Below are 21,724 nucleotides of genomic sequence, written 5' to 3' on the forward strand. Positions count from 1 at the left end.
CGCCGAATACCTCGGCGCCGGCTTCGCCGACCTCGTCAACCTCTTCCAGCCCGAACGCATCCTCGTCGGCGGCTGGGCCGGCCTCCAGCTCGGCAGCCGCTTCCTCGACACCGTCAAGGGCTACGCCACCGAGTACGCCCTCGCGTATCCGGCGGCGCGGGTGAGCATCGGGATGGGCAGGCTGGGGCCCGACGCGGTCACGGTCGGCGCGGCGATCCTGCCGCTGGACGACTTCTTCTCCCGCGGCGGACGGCGGCCCGGGACCGAGGGGGAGGCCGTCGGCGAGCAGCCGGCCTGGGCCTCGAACGTGCGGGACCGGACGGCGCGCTGAGAGGCGCGCCGCCCGGTCCGTCACACGGTGCGGGTCACCGGGGAGCCGCGGTGCGGATCACCGGCGGGGACCACGGGTGGATCAGGGGTACGAGACCACGGTGGACGGCACCGTCGAGGTGCCCGAGGTCGGGGCGCCCACGTTGTTGATCACGTGCTCGTACTGGCCGTTGCCGCCGAGGGAGACGACCAGGAGGTCGTGGAACTTGACGCCGGGCTTCACCGGGGCCCGGAACCCGTGGTCCTGACGGATCGTCGGGTCCACGTTGTAGTAGCAGTAGCTGCCGAGTCCCCAGCCCTCGTGGGTGGTGACGGAGTCGTCGACGCGGTAGGCGGCGTAGCCCTTGTAGGGCCCGTCCTGGACGGCGGCCTGGTTCGGGGCGTCGTACGCCTTCTCGTTCTGGAAGAAGATCGTGCGTCCTCGGTCGCCGAACCACTCGACGTCGTACTTGTTGAAGTGCTCGACGAACAGGCCGGTGGCCAGGACGTCGTCGCCGTACACGCGCACGCCGTAGTCGGAGCGGTTGGTCTCCCAGCCGACGCCCTCGCCGTGGTCGGCGCGCCAGACCCAGGTGTGGTCGACGATCGTGTCGTCGCTGTGGACCGCCATGGCGACGGTGGCCTTGCCGGGGCCGGCACCGCCGACGCGGAGGTACACGTCCTGGACGGTGGTCGGGTTGGCGGCGTGGTCGGCGGCGGAGTTCGGCGCGCCGACCTCCAGCAGGACCGGGGAGTTGACCGGTCCGGCGTCGATGAGGAAGCCCGCGAGGCGGACGCCGTCGACGTCGGCGACCTTCATCGCCGTGACCCCGTTGTCGGGGATGATCGTGGCGAGGCCGAGGCCGAGGACGATCGTGTCGGCGCGGTCGACCTGGATCGGCTGGTCGACGTGGTAGACGCCCGGGGTGAAGAGCAGGTGGAGGCCCTGGCGCAGGGCCGCGTTCATGGTGGCGGCGGTGGTGCCGGGCTTGACCACGTAGAAGCGGCTCAGGGGGAGGGACTGTCCCTGCGTGGCGCCCGAAGCCCAGCTGGTGCCGCGGGCGTTGACCCGCTTGGCGGGGGCGAAGACCTTGAACTCGCCGCCCTCCCAGTAGATGAAGGGCTTCTCACGGGAGACGGGCGTGGTGTCGAGGGTGGTGTAGCGGGGCTCGGGGAAGCCCTGCGCCGGGGCGCCCTCGACGCCGGAGAAGACCTGGTTCCACACGCTGTTGGACCAGCCGCCGATGGCGCTGTCGCGGGTGTACCACTGCTGCTGCGAGTAGTTGCCGACCTGGCCGTCGATCTTGGAGTCGGCGATGTAGCCGCCGCTGGCCCAGCCGTACCCGTCGGGCGCGAGGTTCAGCCCGCCCTTGACGTGCATGCGGCGGAACGAGGACGCCTGTGAGACGGCCCAGCGGTCGGTGCCGCTGACCGGGTTGAGGGCGAGGTTCTCGGCGGCACGCCAGAAGTTCTGGGTGGCGTTGCCGTTGAACCAGCCGGCGTCGACGGTGACGTCGCCGTTGATGGTGGTGTCGTCGGGACGCAGTCCGAGACCGGCGATCTGGGTGTAGAAGCCGATCTGGGCGTTCAGGCCGTTGTACGTGCCGGGCTTGAAGAGGAAGGCGTGCCGGCCGGTGCCGAACTGGGCCGACTCCTGCTGGGTGAAGACCTCGTCGAGCTTGGCCTGGATGCCGGGCGTGGACGGGTCGAAGACGTGCACGTTCGGGCCGAGGTCGCCGCCGCCGGGCAGGACCGGGCCGCCGTCGGTGGAGCCGTACACCTGGAACTCCCAGAGCGAGTAGCCGTACCCGGTGGCCCGGGCGGTGCCGTACACGCGGACGTAGCGGGCGGTGCCGGTGACGGGCAGCGACTCGTTGCCGCCGGGGCTGTTCGCCGTGGTGTACGCGCTCGTCCAGGTGGTGCCGTCGGTGGAGAGCTCGATGCGGTACGCCTTGCCGTACGCGGTCTCCCAGCGGAGGTCGACCCTGCTGAGCGCGGCGGGGGCGCCCAGGTCGACCTGGATCCACTGGGGGTCGGCGAAGGCGCTGGACCAGCGGGTGCCCTGGTCGCCGTCGACGGCGGCACTGGCGGGGGTGCCTCCGTTCTCCTGGCTGGAGGCGGTAGCGGTCTTGCCCTGGGAGAGGAGGACGGGGGCGGCCGCGGCCGGGGGCGCCGCGACGAGGGCGAGGAGGCCCGCGAGGAGTGCGGTCACCAGGGCGGCCGCGGTGGCCCTGCGGGGAGCGGGGCGGGGAACGGGGTGGTGCGCGGGGCCTGGCGGCGGTGGGGCTGGCGCGACACGGGTGCCGGCTGCGGGCATGGGTCGATCTCCTCGGGGATGAGGGGGAGTTGGAGGAGGAGCGCGCTCTCCGCAGCAGATGGTTGCGGTTGGGCCCGGTGAGGGTCAAGGCATTCGACAAGACTTTTCTTTTGGCCTGCATTAAGTACCGAGAAACACAGGACGCGTGCGGACGACATGTTCCGGGCGTAACGGAGGGGGAAACGGGACCGGCCCCTCCCCCGCGACACGCGGGGTGGGGCCGGGAGGGACGGGACGGGATCAGGCGACGGAACCTATGCGCCCGGCGGGCTCGCGGGGGCCGTCGTGGTGGATCGGCGTGTGCGCCCCGGTGAGGGAGACACCACTGCCGCCTCGCCGGTTGGCGACGATCTCGGCGCCGATCGACAGGGCGGTCTCCTCCGGCGTACGGGCACCGAGGTCGAGCCCGATCGGCGAGCGCAGCCGGGCGAGTTCGAGCTCCGTCACCCCGACCTCGCGGAGCCGCTTGTTGCGGTCCTCGTGCGTGCGGCGGGAGCCCATGGCGCCGATGTACGCGACGGGCATCCTGAGGGCGGTGTGCAGCAGCGGCACGTCGAACTTGGCGTCGTGGGTGAGGACGCAGAGCACCGTACGGCCGTCCACCTGCGTGGACTCCAGGTAGCGGTGGGGCCACTCGACGACGATCTCGTCGGCCTCGGGGAAGCGGGCCGGCGTCGCGAAGACGGGCCGCGCGTCGCACACGGTGACGTGGTAGCCGAGGAACTTCCCGACCCGGACGAGGGCGGCGGCGAAGTCGATGGCGCCGAAGACGATCATGCGGGGGGCCGGGACCGAGGACTCGACCAGCAGCGTCAGCGGCTGTCCGCAGCGGCTGCCGTCCTCGCCGATCCCGACGGTGCCGGTACGGCCCGCGTCGAGCATCGCGCGGGCCTCGCCGGCCGCGGTGCGGTCCAGCTCGGGGTGACCGCCGAGCCGGCCCTCGTACGAACCGTCCGGGCGGACCAGGAGGGCCCTGCCCCGCAGCTCCTCGGGGCCGTCGACGATACGGGCCAGGGCCGCCGCCTTCCCCGTGGCGGCGGCCGCGACCGCGGCGGGGAAGACCCCGCCGCGGACCGGCGTGACGAGGATGTCGATGATGCCGCCGCAGGTCAGACCGACCGCGAAGGCGTCCTCGTCGCTGTATCCGAACCGCTCGACGACGGTCCTGCCGTCTTCGAGGGCCTGGACGCAGAGGTCGTAGACCGCGCCCTCCACACACCCGCCGGAGACCGAGCCGATCGCCGTGCCCTCGCTGTCGACGGCGAGGGCGGCGCCCGGCTGCCGGGGCGCGCTGCCGCCGACGGCCACCACGGTGGCGACGGCGAAGGCGCGTCCCTGCTCGACCCACCGGTGCAGCTCTTCGGCGATGTCCAGCATTTCGGTCTCCTTGGCTGTGTGGGGAGGGCGGCGGACCGGCGTCAGCTGACGCCGAGCCAGCCCTCGATCGGGTGAAGGGCGAAGAACACGATGAATATCGCGGTCAGGCACCACATGAACGCGCCGACCTCGCGGGCCTTGCCCTGCGCCACCTTGATGACGGTGAAGGCGATGACGCCGGCCGCGACGCCCGGGGTGATGCTGTAGGTGAACGGCATCAGCACGACGGTCAGGAAGACCGGGATGGCGACCGAGCTGTCGCCCCAGTTCACGTGCTTGGCGTTCATCATCATCATCGCGCCGATGACGACCAGGGCGGCGGAGCCGACCTCGCGGGGCACGATCTGGGTGATCGGGGTGAAGAAGAGGCAGGCCGCGAAGAACAGGCCGGTGATCACCGAGGAGAAGCCGGTACGGGCTCCCTCGCCGACGCCGGTGGCGGACTCCACGAAGACGGTCTGGCCGGAGGCACCGGAGACGCCGCCGATCGCACCGCCCGCGCCGTCGATGAACAGCGCCTTGGACAGGCCGGGCATGCGGCCCTTGTCGTCGGCGAGGTTGGCCTCGGTGCCGACGCCGATGATGGTGGCCATCGCGTCGAAGAAGCCGGCGAGGACCAGGGTGAAGACGATCACGCCGACCGTGATGTAGCCGACGTCGCCCCAGCCGCCGAAGTCGACGTCGCCCATGAGCGAGAAGTCGGGGGTGGAGACCGCGCTGCCCTTGAGCTCCGGGGCGCCGTTGGCCCAGGAGCCGGGACCCTTGGCGGGGACGTCCGCGACCGCGTTGACGATCAGGGAGATGATCGTGCCGCCGACGATGCCGATGAGGATCGCGCCGGGGATCTTGCGGGCCTGGAGGGCGAAGATGGCGAGCAGGGTGACCGCGAAGATCAGTACGGGCCAGCCGATGAGTTCACCGCCGGAGCCCATGGTGACGGGCGGGCCGAACTGCGGACCGGCGCCGACGAAGCCGGCCTTGTTGAAGCCGATCAGCGCGATGAAGAGGCCGATGCCGATGGTGATGCCGTGCTTCAGCGGAAGCGGGATGGCGTTCATGATCATCTCGCGGAGACCGGTGACCACCAGGAGGCAGATCACCAGACCGTAGACGACGCACATGGCCATGGCCTGCGGCCACGTCATCTGGGGCACGACCTGGGTCGCGAGGACACCGGAGACGCTGAGTCCCGCCGCGAGGACGAGCGGCACCTTGCCGACGAAGCCCATGAGCAGGGTCGTCACCGCGGCCGCGAAGGCGGTCGCCGTGATGACGGCGGAGGAGGCGAGGACGTGCTTGTCGACGTCGGGGCCGCCGAGGAGGATCGGGTTGAGCAGGAGAATGTACGCCATCGCCATGAAGGTGGTGACGCCGCCGCGGATCTCCGTCGCGACGGTGGATCCTCTCTCCGAGATGTGAAAGTACCGGTCGAGCCAAGAACGGCCGGCGGGGACGTTGGAGCCGGAGCCCGCGTCCTCCGATGCGGTCTTGGGCTCCACGGACGACTGGGTCATGGGGCCTACTCCCAAGGTTCAAAGGGGCACCCGCGTCAGACTTCGAAGGGCTTCTGATCTGGTGAAGCTGCGGGATTTGGGATGCTGCGTGGGCTGCACGACCCGGGGGACGGCCCGAGACGAACGGGATGAATCGCTACTGCGGGTACTGCCGGTACTGCCGGTACTGCGGTGCTACGGGTGTCGCTGGTACTGCGGTTACCACTGGTGTTGCTGGTACTGCGGGGGGGAAATACTCCGGGCGGTACGGGCGGGGAGGTGTGACGTTCCCTGGAGGCACGGACCGCCCGGAGAGTCCTACAGCGTGCCGGTGAGCGCCTCGGGGCGGACCGGCGTCTTGTTGAGCTCCAGGCCCGTCGCCGCCCGGATCGCCGCGAGGACGGCCGGGGTGGACGACAGGGTCGGGGCCTCTCCGATGCCCCGGACGCCGTACGGCGCGTTGGGGTCGGCCAGCTCGAGGTAGTCGACCGGGATGGTCGGCGTGTCGAGGATGGTCGGGATCAGGTAGTCCGTGAAGGAGGGGTTGCGCACCTTCGCGGTCTTCGGGTCGACGATGATCTCCTCCATCACCGCGACGCCCAGGCCCTGGGTGGTGCCACCCTGGATCTGGCCGATCACGGAGAGCGGGTTGAGCGCCTTGCCGACGTCCTGGGCGCAGGCCAGTTCGATGACCTTGACCAGGCCGAGCTCGGTGTCGACCTCCACCACCGCGCGGTGCGCGGCGAAGGCGTACTGGACGTGTCCATTGCCCTGGCCGGTGACGAGGTCGAAGGCTTGGGTCGGACGGTGCCGCCACTCCTCCTCGACCTCCACGGCCTGGTCCTCCAGGACGTCCGCGATGCTCGCGAGGGCCTCGCCGTTGTCCGTGACGACCTTGCCGCCCTCCAGGAGGAGTTCGGCGTTGGCCCACGCCGGGTGGTACGAGCCGAACTTGCGCCGGCCGATCTCCAGGACCTTCTCGCGGACGATCCCGCAGGAGTTCTTGATGGCGCCGCCGGTCATGTACGTCTGACGGCCCGCGGAGGTCGAACCGGCCGAACCCACCTGGGTGTCGGCGGGGTGGATGGTGACCTGCTGGACGCCGAGCTCGGTGCGGGCGATCTGCGCGTGGATCGTGACACCGCCCTGGCCGACCTCCGCCATGGCGGTGTGGACCAGCGCGACCGGCTCGCCGTTGATGACCTCAAGGCGGATCTTGGCGGTCGAGTAGTCGTCGAAGCCCTCGGAGAAGCCGACGTTCTTGATGCCGACGGCGTAGCCGACGCCCCGGACCACTCCCTCGCCGTGCGAGGTGTTGGACAGGCCGCCCGGCAGCGCGCGGACGTCCGCGCCCTCGCCGGCGGTCTCCCACTGGCGCTCCGGCGGCATCGGGCGGGCCTTGACCATGCGGAGCAGCTCGGCGACGGGCGCCGGGGAGTCCACGACCTGGCCGGTCGGCATGATCGTGCCCTGCTCCATGGCGTTCAGCTGCCGCAGCTCGACCGGGTCCATGCCCAGCTTGGCCGCGAGCTTGTCCATCTGCGCCTCGTAGGCGAAGCACGCCTGGACCGCGCCGAAGCCGCGCATGGCGCCGCAGGGCGGGTTGTTGGTGTAGAGGCCGATCGCCTCGATCTCGACGTCGTCGATGACGTACGGGCCGACCGAGAGGGAGGAGGCGTTGCCGACGACCGATGCCGTGGAGGACGCGTAGGCGCCTCCGTCCAGCACGATCTTGCACTTCATGTGCGTGAGCTTGCCGTCCTTGGTGGCGCCGTGCTCGTAGTAGAGCTTCGCCGGGTGCCGGTGGACGTGCCCGAAGAAGGACTCGTACCGGTTGTAGACCATCTTGACCGGCTTGTCGGTGCGCAGGGCGAGCAGCGAGGCGAGGATCTGCATCGAGATGTCCTCGCGGCCGCCGAACGCGCCGCCGACGCCGGCCATCGTCATGCGGATCTTCTCCTCGGGCAGGCCGAGGCAGGGGGCGATCTGCTTGAGGTCCGAGTGCAGCCACTGGGTGGCGACGTACAGGTCCACGCCGCCGTCCTCGGCCGGTACGGCGAGGCCGGACTCGGGGCCGAGGAATGCCTGGTCCTGCATGCCGAAGGTGTACTCGCCCTTGACGATGACGTCGGCGCGCTTGGCGGCCTCGTCGGCGTTGCCGCGGATGATGGGCTGGCGGTGCACGATGTTGGGGTGCGGGACGTGACCGGAGTGGTGGTCGTCGCGGCCCTCGTGGACCAGGATCGCGTCCGGGGCGGTGGCCGACGCCTCGTCCGTGATCACCGGGAGCTCCCGGTACTCGATCCGGATCTTGGCCGCGGCGCGGCGGGCGGTCTCCGGGTGGTCGGCGGCCACGAGGGCGACCGGCTCACCGTGGTGACGGACCTTGCCGTAGGCGAGGACCGGGGTGTCCTGGAACTCCATGCCGTAGTTCTTCGCGGCGGGCAGGTCCTCGTGCGTCATGACGGCGTAGACGCCGTCCATGGCGAGGGCCTCGGAGGTGTCGATGGACACGATCTCGGCGTGCGCGACGGTGGAGCGCAGGACCTGGCCCCAGAGCATGTCCTCGTGCCACATGTCCGAGGAGTAGGCGAACTCGCCGGTGACCTTGAGGGTGCCGTCGGGGCGGAGGGTGGACTCGCCGATGCCGCCCTTGACGTGGTTCTGGGTGACGTCGCGGGGGATGCCCGTGGTGGTTCCAGCCATGATCAGACCGCCTCTCCCTGACGGGCGGCCGCGAGGCGGACCGCGTCGAGGATCTTCTCGTAACCGGTGCAGCGGCAGAGGTTGCCGGAGAGCGCCTCGCGGATGTCCGCGTCCGTCGGGGACGGGTTGCGCTCCAGCATCTCGTCGGCCGCGACGAGCAGGCCGGGGGTGCAGAAGCCGCACTGCACGGCGCCTGCGTCGATGAACGCCTGCTGGATCGGGGAGAGTTCGACACCCTCGCCGGTCTGGGAGTCCTGGCCCGGCTTGGCCTGCCACTTCTTGGCGGCGTCCAGCGAGGTGCCGCAGGCGCCGGTGGCGCAACCGGAGTGCTCCGCGCGCTCCTTGGCGAAGTCGGCGAGACCTTCGACCGTGACGATGTCGCGGCCCTCCGCCTGGCCGGCGGCGACGAGACAGGAGCAGACCGGCACGCCGTCGAGGCGGACCGTGCAGGAGCCGCACTCGCCCTGCTCGCAGGCGTTCTTGGAGCCGGGCAGACCCAGGCGCTCACGCAGGACGTAGAGGAGGGACTCGCCCTCCCAGACGTCGTCGGCTTCCTGCGGACGACCGTTGACCGTGAAATTGACGCGCATGGTTATGCAGCTCCCTCAAGCGTGCGGCCGGTGCCGCGGTACTGCTCCCAGGTCCAGCCCAGCTGGCGGCGGGCCATGATGCCGACGGCGTGGCGGCGGTACTTGGCGGTGCCGCGGACGTCGTCGATCGGGTTGGCGGCGCCCGAGCAGAGGTCGGCGAACTGCTTCGCGATCGACGGGGTGATGATCTTGCCGTTGTCCCAGAAGCCGCCCTCCTCCAGAGCCGCGTTGAGGAAGTTCTCGGCTTCCTTGGCGCGGATCGGGGTCGGCGCGGCGGAGCCGATGCCGGTGCGGACGGTGCGGGTCTCCGGGTGGAGGGCCAGGCCGAAGGCGCAGACCGCGATGACCATCGCGTTGCGGGTGCCGACCTTGGAGTACTGCTGGGGGCCGTCCGCCTTCTTCACGTGGACGGTCTTGATGAGCTCGTCGGGCTGCAGCGCGTTGCGCTTCACGCCCGTGTAGAACGCGTCGATCGGGATGAACCGGCTGCCTCGCACGGACTCGACCTCGACCTCGGCGCCCGCGGCGAGCAGGGCGGGGTGGGCGTCACCGGCGGGCGAGGCGGTGCCGAGGTTGCCCCCGACGCCGCCGCGGTTGCGGATCTGCGGGGAGGCGACCGTGTGGGAGGCGAGCGCCAGACCCGGCAGCTCGGTCCGCAGGTTCTCCATGATGCGGGTGTACGGAACGGAGGCGCCGAGCCGGACGTTCTCCTCGCCGACCTCCCAGTCGCGCAGCAGCTCGATACGGTTCAGGTCCAGGAGGTACTCGGGCCGGCGGTGGTCGAAATTGATCTCGACCATGACGTCGGTGCCACCCGCAATGGGCACGGCCGTGGGGTGCTCGGCCTTGGCGGCGAGCGCCTCCTCCCAGCTGGCGGGGCGAAGGAAGTCCATGGTGGCTCTCTTCTAGTGATTCTGGTTCGGGGGTCGAACTGGTGGGTCCGGGGGGACGGCCGGCCCTCGACATCGTGTTCATGTGCTGTTCACGCGGTGTGTGGCCTAGTACACAAGCCACGATCGCCCCAGTGCAGTCACCGAAAACATGAAGGAGTTGGCTGGTGCCCTTCGTCGTCTTGTAGATTCGAACGAAAGGCGGGGAACGGAAACCTCGCTGTTTTCCCCTGGAAACGGTGGCACCACCCCACCGTCGACAACGCGACACTTCACCATCCCCGAACCAAAGAACGGCGGCGACACGATGCGGCTGCGCGCACTGCTGGAGAACGACGCGCTGGGCCTGCGGCTGCTCGGCGGCGAGGACGAGCTCGACCGCACCGTCCGCGGTGTGATGACGACGGACCTCAAGGATCCCAGCCGGTACCTCTCGGGCGGCGAGCTGGTCCTCACCGGCCTCGCCTGGCGGAACGACCCGGCCGACGCCGAGCCCTTCGTCCGGATCCTGGCCGCCGCCGGAGTGGCCGCCCTGGCGGCCGGCGAGGCCGAGCTGGGCGACATCCCGGACGATCTCGTAGCGGCGTGTTCACGCCATCGGCTGCCGCTCTTCGCGGTCAACGAGTCCGTTGCGTTCGCGACGATCACCGAGCACGTTGTTCGACAGGTCTCCGGCGAGCGGGCGGGCGACCTGGCGGCCGTCGTGGACCGGCACCGCCGGCTGATGACCTCCGGCCCGGCGGGCGGCGGCCCCGAGGTCGTCCTCGACCTGCTCGGCTCGGACCTCGATCTGCGGGCCTGGGTGCTCTCCCCCACCGGGCGCCAGATCGCGGGCGCCGGAGAGCCCCTGGAGGGCGGTCTGGCCGCCACGCTGGCCGGGGAGCACCTGGCCGCCACCCGGACGGGCCGGCGGGGCCCGCACCGGCTGAACACGGCCGGTTCGACGTACTCGCTCTTCCCGATCCGCAACAGCGGCCGCGGCGCCGCCCCGGCCTCCCGGGACGTGCGCGAGACGGTGCTGTCGGACTGGCTGCTCGCCGTCGAGGCGGACGCCGGGGAGTGGCCGGCCGCCCGGCTGGACCTGCTCCAGGGCGTCACGCAGCTGATCGCCGTCGAGCGGGACCGGCGCGACGCGGCCCGCACGGTGCGCCGCCGGCTGGCCCAGGAGGTCCTCGAACTGGTGCAGACGGGCGCGGCGCCGGCCGAGATCGCGGCCCGCCTGCGGGTCGCCGCCCCGGTGCTGCTGCCCGGGCTCGGCACCGCCCCGCACTGGCAGGTGGTCGTCGCCCGCGTGGAGTGGGAGCAGGAGGCCGGTCAGGGCGCCGCGGTGGAGACCGGGCCGGTCGCCCAGGCGCTCCTGGAGGAGATCCTCGTCGACCCGGCGACCGTGGGCGCCGAGTCCGCCGACCGGATCGCCGTCGCGCACAGCGGCGACGAGGCCATCGCCCTGGTCCCGCTGGCGGCGGGGCCGCTCCCGGACAGCGAGGACGAGGGCCCGGCGACCGCGCTGGGCCTGCACGCGGACGCCCTGCTCGCCGCCGTGCGGACCCCGCTCTCGGCCGGTCTCGCGGACGACGGGCGCCTCACGCTGGGCGTCAGCGCGGCCGTGCACTCGGCGGAGGGGCTCCGGGGGGCCCTGGAGGAGGCCCGGCACGCCCGTCGGGTCGCCGCCGCCCGCCCGGGCCGGGTCTGCGCGGCCGGCCACCACGAGCTGGCCTCGCACGTGCTGCTGCTGCCGTTCGTCCCGGACGACGTCCGCCGCGCGTTCACGGCCCGGCTGCTCGACCCGCTGCGCGACTACGACCGGCGGCACCGGGCGGAGCTCATCCCGACCCTGGAGGCGTTCCTCGACTGCGACGGCTCGTGGACGCGGTGCGCGACCAGGCTGCACCTGCACGTGAACACCCTGCGGTACCGGGTGGGCCGCATCGAGCAGCTCACCGGCCGCGACCTCTCCCGTCTGGAGGACAAGCTCGACTTCTTCCTGGCCCTGCGGATGAGCTGATTCCGCACGGTGCGGATTCACCCTTTCGATGGAGTCCGAAGGAGTGACGTCCGGGCTGGTGGGGGCCTGTCGGCGCGGTGTGCCGACGGGCCTCGCCGGGGCCCGATCCCGGGCCCGGCGGCGATCTGACGGCCTGTCCGCGGCCCCGGGGGCGGCGACGCCCGCACGGCGGGGACTCTTGTGAATTCTTTCACCTGACCCCTATGCCAGGTGCTGCCCATGTGCTGAGATGCGGGTCTACTCAACAGCTCAATGGCGCGCTCGGGGAGGGCAATGTGGCGGATACCGCCATGTCTGGTTCCGAATCAAGGGGTGGCGAAGATCCGTCCCTCGCCTATGGCAAGGAGACACCCGTGGAGACCGCCATATGGCGGCTCCGCTCCCGTGGCTGCTGGACGGACGCGGCCGCGCTGCTCGCGCCGCACGCGGCCGAACCCGCCGCCGCACTCGAACGGGCGGCGCTGCTGATCGAACGCTGCCTCTACACCGAACAGGGCTGGGCCGACGCCGAGGACGCGCTCCGGGCCGCCGAGGCGGTCGCCCGGACCGACGAGGAACGCGGGGCCGCGGCCTGTGAACGCGGTTATCTCGCCTACGCCTCAACCCTGTTGGGGGTGCGCGACCGAGCGGACGAGGCGCGGATGGCGCTGGGCCGGGCGGCGGCGCTGATCGCCCCCGACGCCCAGGGCCGGCCCCTGCTCGACTTCCGGCGCGGGCTGATCGCGCAGAACCTGGGCGACTCACCCCAGGCGGCCCGCGCCGCGTACAGCAGGGCACATGCCGGCGCGACCGCCCTGGGGGACTCGCTCCTGCTCTCCTTCACCTGGCGTCACCTCGCCGGACTGGCTTTACGCGAAGGGGAGTTGGCGGAGGCGCGACACGGCTTCGCCGAGTCGCTGCGGATCCGCGAGGAACTGGGCTATCTGGTCGGCACGGCCCCGGCGCTCACCGCCCTGGCCGACACCGAGACGGAGCCGGAGGCCGGCCGGCTGCGCGCCGAGGCCCGCCGCCTCTTCCACCTCCTGGGCGGGGTCCCCACCTGGCTCTCGGCCCAGCTGATGCCTCGACCGGCGACCTGAAGTCCGCCGCCATTGGCCGCCCCTGACGGATCGTCAACATTCTGACGGGGAAGCGGGGAAGCGGGGAACCGGTCCCGTGCCGCGTCCGACCGAGAGGTCAGGACGCAGCACGGGGCTACGCGTTCCGGTCGGCGGGTACGAGGCAGATCAGGCTCTCGTCGGTTCCGACGACCAGCGACCCCGCTCCGGTGACCGCGACCGCGCGGATCGGCGGGCCGGGACGGAAGGAGAGCGTCCGGCCTCCCTCGGGGCGGTGCAGCTCGACGAGGCCGTCGGCCCAGGCGGCGGCGACCAGGGGGCCGTACGGGGTCTCCGTCGCGTGCAGGGAGACGACCGGGGACGGACGCTCGGCGAGCGGTTCGGGGCGCGGGTCGCGGCCCGGGGTCCAGAGCCGCACCGTACCGTCCGCGCCGCCGGAGCAGACGAACGGCGTCTCGGAGTCGACCGCCGAGACCGCCGTGACCCGGCCGCTGTGCGAGGCCGCCTGGTGCAGTCCGGTGAGGCCGAAGGCGTGCACGGAGCCGAGCCGGTCCCCCACCACCACGGAGCCCGCGATCGCCGCGAGGGCCGTGCCGGGGTGCCGGGCCAGGGTCGCCGAGACGGCCTCCGTGAGGCGCTCCAGGTAGGGCGGGCGCGGCGTCGTGCCGCGGACGACGTGGAGCCGGCCCCGGTCGTCCAGGAGCAGCACCGTCCCGTCGGGCGCGGGCGCCAGCGCGGTCACCCGGCCGGGGACGGTGTGCGCGAGGCGCCCGCCGGGACTCGCGTCGGCCTCGTGGAGGAGCCGTACGGCGCCGGTGCGGTCGCCGACCAGCAGCGTGCCCTCCAGCGGTCCGCCGGCCGAGCCGAGGACGGTGACCGGGCCGGGCCAGGGCGGCGTCAGATCGCCGCGGTGGCGGGCCCACCGGAGGCGCCAGGGCGTGCGCCGGACGAGGTCGGCCAGCGCCGGGCGGAGGCGGGGGTCGGCCCCGTCGCCGAGGGCGGCGAGGAGCACCAGGGCCCTCTCCGAGGGGTCCTGTGCGCGGCAGAGCGACTGTCCGGCCCGCATCCAGGCGGCGCGCAGGCCGCCGTGGTCGTCGGCGCCGGCCTCGCCGGGATGCGCGGGGGCCTCGGGGCCGTCGAGCGTGCCGGGCACGCCGGCGGGGGCGGCGCCGGTGACGTACGCCGTGGTGACGAGGACCGGATCGGCCACGCAGACCGCCACCGGGTCGGAGAGGTCGGGCTCCGGCCGGGCGGGGGGCTCGGCGGGCGCCCGGCCGCCGGGCGCGGGGTCGCCGTCGAGGTCCACGACCGTCACGCGGCGTTCGGCGCGGAGCTGGCCCGGGGCCGGGCTGCCGCTGCGGGCCTCGACCACGAGGCGGATCCGTCCCACCCCCGCCAGCTCGCCGATCAGCCGGGTGATCCCGGCCGGTTCCGCCGCGGCGTGGAGATCGGTCAGGAGGAGCACGGCGCGGCCCGCGGGCCGCGCCTCGCTCGTCGCGAGGGCGTCGACGAGGTCTCCGGGGGACTTGGCCACCACCCCGAGCCGGTCGGCTATCGTCCACGCCGCTCCCAGCACGCTCTGTCCGGCCAGCGGCACCAGGACGCGTGCGGTGCGGCGGCGCGGCCGCCCGGCCCTGGGGCCGTACGCGGCGAACCAGCCGAGCAGCGCGGTCTTGCCGCTCCCCCGCTCGCCCGTCACCACGCAGAGCCGGGGCGCCTCGGGATCCGTGAGCCAGCCGAGCAGCGCCGCCGCCTCGGCTTCCGTGCCGATGGCGGGTCGGCGTCCGTCCCATGCCGGGGACGGGGTCGCGGACGGCATGGGGCACCTCACGGGCGACACGGTACGGGCGTGCTGACGCCCCCGACTTTAGTCGCCCCGGCGGCCGGTGGAGCCTTGTCGATCAGGCCGGATCGAGGAGGCTGCCGGAAGGGGCCCTGGGAGGCGTCAGGCCGTCCGACCCCGCGAAGTGCTCGCGCACGAGCGACCGGACGACCGTGAGGTCCTGGGCGACGAGGGCGTCGAGGAGGGCGGTGTGCTCGGCGGCGTCGGCGACGAGGTCGCCGTGGCGGAGGACGGGGGCGCTGATCAGGGGCCACTGGGAGCGGCGGTGGAGGTCGTCGGCGACGGCGAGGAGCTGTTCGTTCCCGGCGAGGGAGAGGACCGCGCGGTGGAAGGCGCGGTCGGTCTCGGCGTAGTGGGCGCGGTCTCCCCGGGCGGCGGCGGCCGCGGTGGCCTCGGCGAGCGGCCGCAGTTCGCTCCAGCGGGCGGCCGGCACCGTGCGGGCGAGCCGCAGCATGACGGGGACCTCGATGAGCGCGCGGACCTCGGCGAGTTCGGCGAGTTCGCGGGGGGTGCGCTCGGTGACGCGGAAGCCGCGGTTGGGCACGACCTCGACGGCTCCCTCGACGGCGAGGCGCTGCATGGCCTCGCGGACGGGCGTCGCCGAGACGCCGAAGCGCTCGCCGAGGGCGGGGGCGGAGTACACCTCGCCGGGCACGAGTTCGCCGCCGACGAGGGCCGTGCGCAGGGCGTCGAGGATCTGGCCGCGCACGGAGTGCCGCACCACGCGGGGCGCGGGGCGCGGGGGCCGGGGGACCGAGTCCTCGCCGTGGGTGTGCTCGCCGCGGGCGGGCGCGGCGGCGCCGGTCCGCGCGGGGCCCGGGGTGCGGGCCGTGGGGCGGGAGTCCTCCGCCGGGCGGGTGTACGCGGCGCGGGCCGCCTGGCCGGCGGCGGGGGTCCGGGCGCGGCCCTGCTCCGGGACGCGTGCGGAGTCGCCGGAGGGCGGGGACGGTCGGTCCGTCGCCCGCTCGCGCGCCGCGCCCTGCTCCACCCGGGTCCTCCTGGGGCCTCGTGCCGGGCCCGGCTCGCGTGACCCGGGTCCTCTGTGCACCATAGGCGAACGGACGGACACGGCGGGAGCGAGGGCTGCCCCGCAGGTGGCGGCGGCGACCGGTGGTGAGCACCGACCTCGAATCGGGTAAGGTAAGGCTAACCTGCCTACGAACGCGATTCGGTGGTCCGCATGACCGTCCCCGCCTTGCTGCCCGCTCCGCCCGCCTCGCCCGTCGCGGCCTCCTACGCGCGACTCGCCGAGGCCCTCTCCGGCCTGCGGATAGAGGAAGCGACCCCGGGTGAACGGCTGCCGCGCGGTGCCGGCTGGGTCGGCGCGGACGAGCTGGCCGCGGGCGGCCCCGCCCTCGACGCCTTCCTCGCCTGGGACAACGCGCAGGTGCTGCGGGACTACGGCACCCAGGCCCGCCCCGACGTCGTCGCGAGCTTCGGACTCCACCGCTACGCCTGGCCCGCCTGCCTCCTCGTCACCGTGCCGTGGTTCCTGCACCGCCGGGTGCCCCGGCTGCCCGCCCGCAACGTCGCCTTCCAGCGCGCCCTGGGGCGGATGTCGGTGCGGGTGGAGGAGTTCGCGTGCCTGCCGGACGACCCCGCGGCCGCCCTGCCCGGCGCCCGGGTCGTCGCCGACGAGGAGGCGCTGCGGGCAGAGGTCCGCGCCTCGCTCGCCGAGCACTTCGAGGCGATCCTCGGGGGCTTCGGGCCCCGCATGAAGCGCGGCCGCCGCGCCCTGTGGGGCATGGCGACGGACGAGATCGTCGAGGGCCTCTGGTACGTCGGCGCCCTGCTCGGCGAGGAGGGGCGGGCGATGACCGAGCTCGACCTGCTCATGCCGGGCACCGCCAAGCCGTACGCCGGCGCCGCGGGCTTCCGCGAGCTGCCCGGGGCCGAGGACGCCGAAGGCACCCCGCGCGCCACCCGCGACCGGGCGACCTGCTGCTTCTTCTACACCCTGCGCCCCGAGGACACCTGCCTCACCTGCCCGCGCACGTGCGACGCCGAGCGCGTCCGCCGGCTGACCGCGACCGCCTGAGGCTCCCGGACGATTACGCCACCCGCACGGGTGGCGTCGATCGAACTCGATTCCCCCTGACCGCATGCGCGTTCGACCAGATCGCACCTATTCGTATTCCCTGGGTCCCCGATGGCGTGCTCTTGCCCGGAAACCCCGTGAGCGCCGCACGGGGTCGGCCAGTATGGGCCGCCAAACGCCCTACTGCGATGCAAGGGACACCGCATGAGACTGACCGACATATCGCTGGACTGGCTGCTTCCGGGCGGCGTGATGGTGGCCGGAGTCCTGACGGCGGTGGCGGTGCTCGCGCGCGGGAAGCGCGCCGGTGACCAGGCCGCGGCCGAGGACTCCTGGGAACGCAGCGAGGAGCGTCGCAGACGCAAGGAGGCGGTCTACGGCACCGCGTCGTACGTCCTCCTCTTCTGCTGCGCCGCGGTCGCCGCGGCGCTCTCCTTCCACGGACTGGTCGGCTTCGGCCGGCAGAACCTCAACCTCGCCGGGGGCTGGGAGTACCTCGTCCCCTTCGGGCTCGACGGCGCGGCGATGTTCTGCTCCGTCCTCGCGGTGCGCGAGGCCAGCCACGGCGACGCGGCCCTCGGCTCGCGCCTCCTGGTCTGGCTCTTCGCCGGTGCGGCGGCCTGGTTCAACTGGGTCCACGCGCCGCGCGGTCTGGGCCACGACGGCGCCCCGCAGTTCTTCGCGGGCATGTCCCTCTCGGCCGCGGTCCTCTTCGACCGGGCGCTGAAGCAGACGCGCCGGGCGGCGCTGCGCGAGCAGGGCCTGGTGCCCAGGCCGCTGCCGCAGATCCGCATCGTCCGGTGGCTGCGGGCTCCCCGGGAGACCTTCGCCGCCTGGTCGCTGATGCTCCTGGAGGGCGTGCGGACGCTCGACGAGGCCGTCGACGAGGTGCGGGAGGACCGGAGGGAGAAGGAGCAGAACCGGATCCGCCGGCGCGACCAGGTCAAGCTCGACCGGGCGCGGCTCAAGGCGATCAACCGTCAGCACCGCGCGTTCGGGCGGGGCGGCGGCCGCCAGGTCGAGGTGGCGGCGCTCAACGCCGGCGCCGCCGCGGGCCCGGGTCCGGGCACCGGTGCGGGCTCCGCGACGGCCGCCGTGCAGGCCGCCGTCGCGGAGCCCGCCATAGCGGATCCCGGACAGCTGCCGCTTCGACCCCGGCCCTCCCTGCAAGCCGTGAGGGGCGCTGAGTCCCGCACGGCCGACTCCCGGACGGTGGACCTCACCGCCGAGGACGACACCCAGACGCTGCCCCGGCTCGACTCCCTGGAGCGCAAGCTCAAGGACCTGGAGCAGCAGTTCGGCTGAGCCCGCGTCCGCGGGAACCCCGTGAAACCGGTGGGGCCGCCTCTCAGGCGGCCCCACCGTTCAGTTCGAACCACACGACCTTGCCCACGCCGTTGTCCTCGACGCCCCAGGAGTCGGCCAGGGCCTGGACGAGGACGAGCCCTCTGCCGTGCGTACCGTCGTCGGCGGGCGGTGCGTCCGGCGTCTCCAGGCCGGGGACGAAGTCCCGTACCTCGACCCTGAGCTGCTCGGGGACGACCGTCGCGGTGACGACGGCGCCGTGGTCGGTGTGGACCAGGGCGTTGGTCACCAGTTCGCTGGTGAGCAGCTCGGCCACGTCGGAGGCGCCGGGCCCGCCCCACTTGCGCAGCATCTCGCGTAAGGCGCGCCGTACCTCCGGCACCGCGGTCAGATCCGCTCCCCCCACCTTCCTGAGCAGTTGAGTCGGCTGTCGCGCCTCCCCGGCCATATCCCCCACCAAGCGTCGTCGAACAGGCTCACGGGGATGCATGCCCCGCCGGGGCGCCCGCATTCCCTCAGGGGCGGGGCACGTTCCGCAGGTTGGAGCGGGCCATCTGGAGCATCCGTCCCACCCCGCCGTCGAGGACGATCTTGCCCGCCGAGAGGGCGAAGCCGGTGACCATCTCGGCGCTGATCCTGGGCGGGATGGAGAGCGCGTTCGGATCGGTGACGACGTCGACCAGGGCGGGCCCCTTGTGCCGGAAGGCGTCCCTGAGGGCGCCCGCGAGCTGCTTGGGCTTCTCGACCCGGACGCCGTAGGCGCCCGCGGCGCGGGCGATGGCCGCGAAGTCGGGGTTCTTGTTCGTCGTGCCGTAGGAGGGAATCCCGGAGACGAGCATCTCCAGCTCCACCATCCCGAGCGAGGAGTTGTCGAAGACGACGACCTTCACGGGCAGGTCGTACTGGACCAGGGTGAGGAAGTCGCCCATCAGCATGGAGAACCCGCCGTCGCCGGAGAGCGAGACGACCTGCCGGTTCCGGTCGACGAACTGGGCCCCGATGGCCTGCGGCAGCGCGTTCGCCATGGAGCCGTGGGTGAACGAACCGATGATCCTGCGCCGCCCGTTGGGCGTGAGGTAGCGCGCCGCCCAGACGTTGCACATGCCGGTGTCGACGGTGAACACGGCGTCGTCGTCGGCGAGTTCGTCGATGACGGAGGCCACGTACTCGGGGTGGACGGGGATGTGCTTCTCGACCTTGCGGGTGTACGCCCTGACCACGCCCTCCAGCGCGTCGGCGTGCTTCTTCAGCATCTTGTCGAGGAAGCGCCGGTCGGTCTTGGCCCGGACGCGGGGGGTGACGCAGCGCAGGGTCTCGCGCACGTCGCCCCAGACGGCGAGGTCGAGCCGGGAGCGGCGGCCGAGGCGCTCGGGCCGGACGTCCACCTGGACGATCCTGACGTCGTCGGGCAGGAAGGCGTTGTACGGGAAGTCGGTGCCGAGCAGGATCAGCAGGTCGCACTCGTGGGTGGCCTCGTAGGCGGCGCCGTAGCCGAGCAGCCCGCTCATGCCGACGTCGTACGGATTGTCGTACTGGATCCACTCCTTGCCGCGCAGCGCGTGGCCCACGGGCGACTTGAGCCGCTCGGCGAACTGCATCACCTCGGCGTGCGCCCCGGCGGTGCCGCTGCCGCAGAAGAGCGTCACCCGGTCGGCCTCGTCGATCATCCGGACCAGCGCCTCGATCTCGCCGTCCCCGGGCCGGACGGTGGGCCGGGTGGTGACGAGGGCGGACCCCGACGCCTTCTCCGGGGCCGGCTGGGAGGCGATGTCGCCGGGCAGCGAGACGACGCTGACGCCGCCCCGGCCGACCGCGTGCTGGATCGCCGTGTGGAGCAGCCGGGGCATCTGCTGCGGGCTGGAGATGAGCTCGCTGTAGTGGCTGCACTCGCGGAACAGCTGGTCCGGGTGGGTCTCCTGGAAGTAGCCGAGGCCGATCTCGCCGGACGGGATGTGCGAGGCGAGGGCGAGGACGGGGGCCATCGAGCGGTGGGCGTCGTACAGGCCGTTGATCAGATGCAGGTTGCCCGGTCCGCAGGAGCCCGCGCAGGCGGCGAGGCCGCCGGTGATCTGCGCCTCGGCACCGGCGGCGAAGGCCGCGACCTCCTCGTGCCGCACCTGGACCCAGTCGATGTCGGGGGTGCGGCGGATGGCGTCGACGACCGGGTTCAGGCTGTCGCCGACCACGCCGTACAGGCGGCGGACGCCCGCGCGCACGAGGATGTCGACGAACTGTTCCGCCACGTTCTGTTTGGCCATGGCTCCATCAACACACGGCCCGGCGCGTTACGCCTCCCAGACGGCGACCCCCGTGCGGTCGTCGGCGTAGCCGGTCACCCTCAGCTGGGTGTCGGCGAGGAAGGCGGCGAGGCCGGGCGCCTCCCGGCCCGCCCAGCGGTCCGCGAGCGCGTGCGCCAGGGCCGGTTCGCCGCGCATCGGCTCGGCCAGGCCCGGGGAGGCGAGGAGCAGGGTGTCGCCCGGGCGGGCCACGGAGGCGCGGAAGCGGAACGGCTCGGAGGGCGGCGGCACCGGGTCCTCGATCAGCGGACCGGGGGCGGTGGTGATGCCGAGGTCCATGGTGAGCCGGTCGCCCTCCTCGGTCGCCTCCGGAGCGGCCGGCGGCGGCGAGCCGAAGCCGACGACGGGGGCGCCGACGGCGGCGGGTTCGGGCAGGAGCGGTTCGAGGTCCTGCCACGAGCCGTCGCGGAGCCGGAAGAGTCCGCCGCCGCCGATGCCGAAGAAGACCCGGGTGCGGCACTCGGGGTCGGCGGGCAGCAGCAGGCACCGGAGGGTCGCGGTGTACTCGTCGGAGGCGAGGCCCCGCTCGGCGGCGCGGGTCCTGAGCTTGCCGTACGTGCGGTCGGTGAGCCGGTGCAGTCCGGACTTGAGGTCGCCGCGGCGGCCGGACCTGATGTCCTCGGAGAGCCGGGCGTGGCTGCGGCAGACGGCCTCGGCGATCCAGTGGCAGGCGTCGGCGGCGGCCAGGTGGGCGTCCTCGGCGGCGCGGGAGCCGGCGGCGACGGCGACGAGGACGAGCGCGGTCTCGTCGTGGCCGAAGCGGGCGGTGAGCAGGGCGTCCCGGCGGGGTTCGCCCCGGTAGCGGGCGGAGTCGCCGCGCGTGGAGGCGGCCCGGACGGTGCAGGTGCCGTAGCGGGCGCCGTCGAGGACGGTGTCGGCGACCAGCTCGGCGAGTTCGCCGGGGCGGGCGACGGGCAGGGCGGTGGGTTCGGGCTCGTAGGTGGGCGGTCTGCTGCCGACGAAGCCGGTGCGCGGCCGGGGCAGGTCCACCGGCACGACGACCTCGACGGTGAGGTCGGCGCCGTCCGGGGCGTCGGGCCCGGCGACGTCGTCGGACTCCGCTTCGGGCTCCGGGACCTCCCGGTCGTCCGGGTCGGGGGCCTGCGGGACCCGGACCTGGACCGTGGCCGCCTCGGCGGGCGGGGACGGCGGGGCCGGGAAGGTGCGGGGGCCCTCCTCGGGCACCTCCCAGGGTGCCCGTGGGGGCACGGAGTCCGCCGCGGGGGCGGGTGCCGGCGGCGGGGTGGTGGTGGTGGGGGCCGGCGGCGGTGGGAGGGGCGTCGGCGGCGGGTCCGACGGGCCGCCCGTGGCGCGTGTGGCCGTGTCGAAGTGGTCGTCGAGCGTGTCACCCGGGACCGTCGGGGCCGTGTCCGGCGCCGCGTCGTCGTAGAGCTTGTCCCACCAGTTGTCCCCCTGCTGAGTCATGCCCTTATTGTCCACCGCGTACGGCGCCCGAAAACGGGACATCGGGAAAACCGCTGCTGCAAACGGGTGGT

General features: G+C 73.1%; 16 protein-coding genes. 5 read left to right on the top strand and 11 right to left on the bottom strand.

All coding sequences use genetic code 11. The features are described 5' to 3' along the window. The coding region (locus AB0424_RS29670; protein ID WP_366309775.1) for an ROK family protein at positions 1-331 on the top strand (331 nt) is incomplete at its 5' end. Between the two features lie 81 nt (positions 332-412). On the opposite strand, the gene AB0424_RS29675 is transcribed toward AB0424_RS29670, so the two are convergent. The 6 genes from AB0424_RS29675 to AB0424_RS29700 form a co-directional block, all read right to left on the bottom strand. Then, positions 413-2,626, bottom strand: coding sequence for a discoidin domain-containing protein (locus AB0424_RS29675; RefSeq protein ID WP_366309777.1), 2,214 nt, complete (start codon positions 2,624-2,626; stop codon positions 413-415). Positions 2,627-2,866: 240 nt separating this feature from the next. Further along, positions 2,867-4,003: an XdhC/CoxI family protein gene (locus AB0424_RS29680; protein WP_366309779.1), complete on the bottom strand. Its 1,137-nt coding sequence runs from the start codon at positions 4,001-4,003 to the stop codon at positions 2,867-2,869. A gap of 41 nt (positions 4,004-4,044) precedes the next feature. Further along, a complete protein-coding gene (locus AB0424_RS29685; RefSeq protein WP_366309781.1) occupies positions 4,045-5,517 on the bottom strand; it encodes an NCS2 family permease in 1,473 nt (490 codons plus the stop codon). A 297-nt stretch (positions 5,518-5,814) separates the two neighbouring features. Continuing rightward, positions 5,815-8,202 (bottom strand): molybdopterin cofactor-binding domain-containing protein, encoded by a 2,388-nt coding sequence (locus AB0424_RS29690; protein ID WP_366309783.1) that lies wholly within the window; start codon positions 8,200-8,202, stop codon positions 5,815-5,817. A gap of 2 nt (positions 8,203-8,204) precedes the next feature. Beyond that, complete coding sequence (locus tag AB0424_RS29695) at positions 8,205-8,792, bottom strand: (2Fe-2S)-binding protein (protein WP_366309785.1); 588 nt, start codon at positions 8,790-8,792, stop codon at positions 8,205-8,207. 2 nt (positions 8,793-8,794) lie between these two features. After that, on the bottom strand, positions 8,795-9,685 hold the full coding sequence (locus tag AB0424_RS29700; protein ID WP_366309787.1) for a xanthine dehydrogenase family protein subunit M: 891 nt from the start codon (positions 9,683-9,685) through the stop codon (positions 8,795-8,797). Between the two features lie 304 nt (positions 9,686-9,989). On the opposite strand from AB0424_RS29700, the gene AB0424_RS29705 reads away from it, so the two are divergent. Continuing rightward, positions 9,990-11,687: a PucR family transcriptional regulator ligand-binding domain-containing protein gene (locus AB0424_RS29705; RefSeq protein ID WP_366309789.1), complete on the top strand. Its 1,698-nt coding sequence runs from the start codon at positions 9,990-9,992 to the stop codon at positions 11,685-11,687. Between the two features lie 290 nt (positions 11,688-11,977). After that, complete coding sequence (locus tag AB0424_RS29710; RefSeq protein ID WP_366309791.1) at positions 11,978-12,766, top strand: hypothetical protein; 789 nt, start codon at positions 11,978-11,980, stop codon at positions 12,764-12,766. Positions 12,767-12,881: 115 nt separating this feature from the next. Here the strand turns inward: AB0424_RS29710 and AB0424_RS29715 are convergent, their stop codons facing one another. Both AB0424_RS29715 and AB0424_RS29720 read right to left on the bottom strand, forming a co-directional pair. Next, on the bottom strand, positions 12,882-14,564 hold the full coding sequence (locus tag AB0424_RS29715; RefSeq protein ID WP_366309793.1) for a WD40 repeat domain-containing protein: 1,683 nt from the start codon (positions 14,562-14,564) through the stop codon (positions 12,882-12,884). A gap of 82 nt (positions 14,565-14,646) precedes the next feature. Next, complete coding sequence (locus AB0424_RS29720) at positions 14,647-15,576, bottom strand: GntR family transcriptional regulator (RefSeq protein ID WP_366309795.1); 930 nt, start codon at positions 15,574-15,576, stop codon at positions 14,647-14,649. A gap of 192 nt (positions 15,577-15,768) precedes the next feature. Between AB0424_RS29720 and AB0424_RS29725 the strand changes: the two genes are divergently transcribed. Beyond that, positions 15,769-16,626, top strand: a complete 858-nt coding sequence (locus tag AB0424_RS29725) for a (2Fe-2S)-binding protein (RefSeq protein ID WP_366309797.1) — start codon at positions 15,769-15,771, stop codon at positions 16,624-16,626. A gap of 204 nt (positions 16,627-16,830) precedes the next feature. Beyond that, positions 16,831-17,931, top strand: coding sequence for a DUF2637 domain-containing protein (locus tag AB0424_RS29730; protein WP_366309798.1), 1,101 nt, complete (start codon positions 16,831-16,833; stop codon positions 17,929-17,931). Between the two features lie 43 nt (positions 17,932-17,974). Here the strand turns inward: AB0424_RS29730 and AB0424_RS29735 are convergent, their stop codons facing one another. From AB0424_RS29735 to AB0424_RS29745, 3 genes are all read right to left on the bottom strand, one after another. After that, entirely contained in the window at positions 17,975-18,379 is a 405-nt protein-coding gene (locus AB0424_RS29735; protein ID WP_366309800.1) for an ATP-binding protein, read from the bottom strand. Positions 18,380-18,446: 67 nt separating this feature from the next. Then, the gene (locus AB0424_RS29740) at positions 18,447-20,189 is read right to left on the bottom strand and encodes a pyruvate dehydrogenase (RefSeq protein ID WP_366309801.1); all 1,743 of its coding nucleotides are present in this window, start codon (positions 20,187-20,189) and stop codon (positions 18,447-18,449) included. Positions 20,190-20,216: 27 nt separating this feature from the next. After that, positions 20,217-21,653 (bottom strand): protein phosphatase 2C domain-containing protein, encoded by a 1,437-nt coding sequence (locus AB0424_RS29745; protein WP_366309803.1) that lies wholly within the window; start codon positions 21,651-21,653, stop codon positions 20,217-20,219. Between the last annotated feature and the right edge of the window lie 71 nt (positions 21,654-21,724).

It is taken from the genome of Streptomyces sp. NPDC051180 (genome assembly GCF_040689545.1).
Taxonomy (GTDB): Bacteria; Actinomycetota; Actinomycetes; order Streptomycetales; family Streptomycetaceae; genus Streptomyces.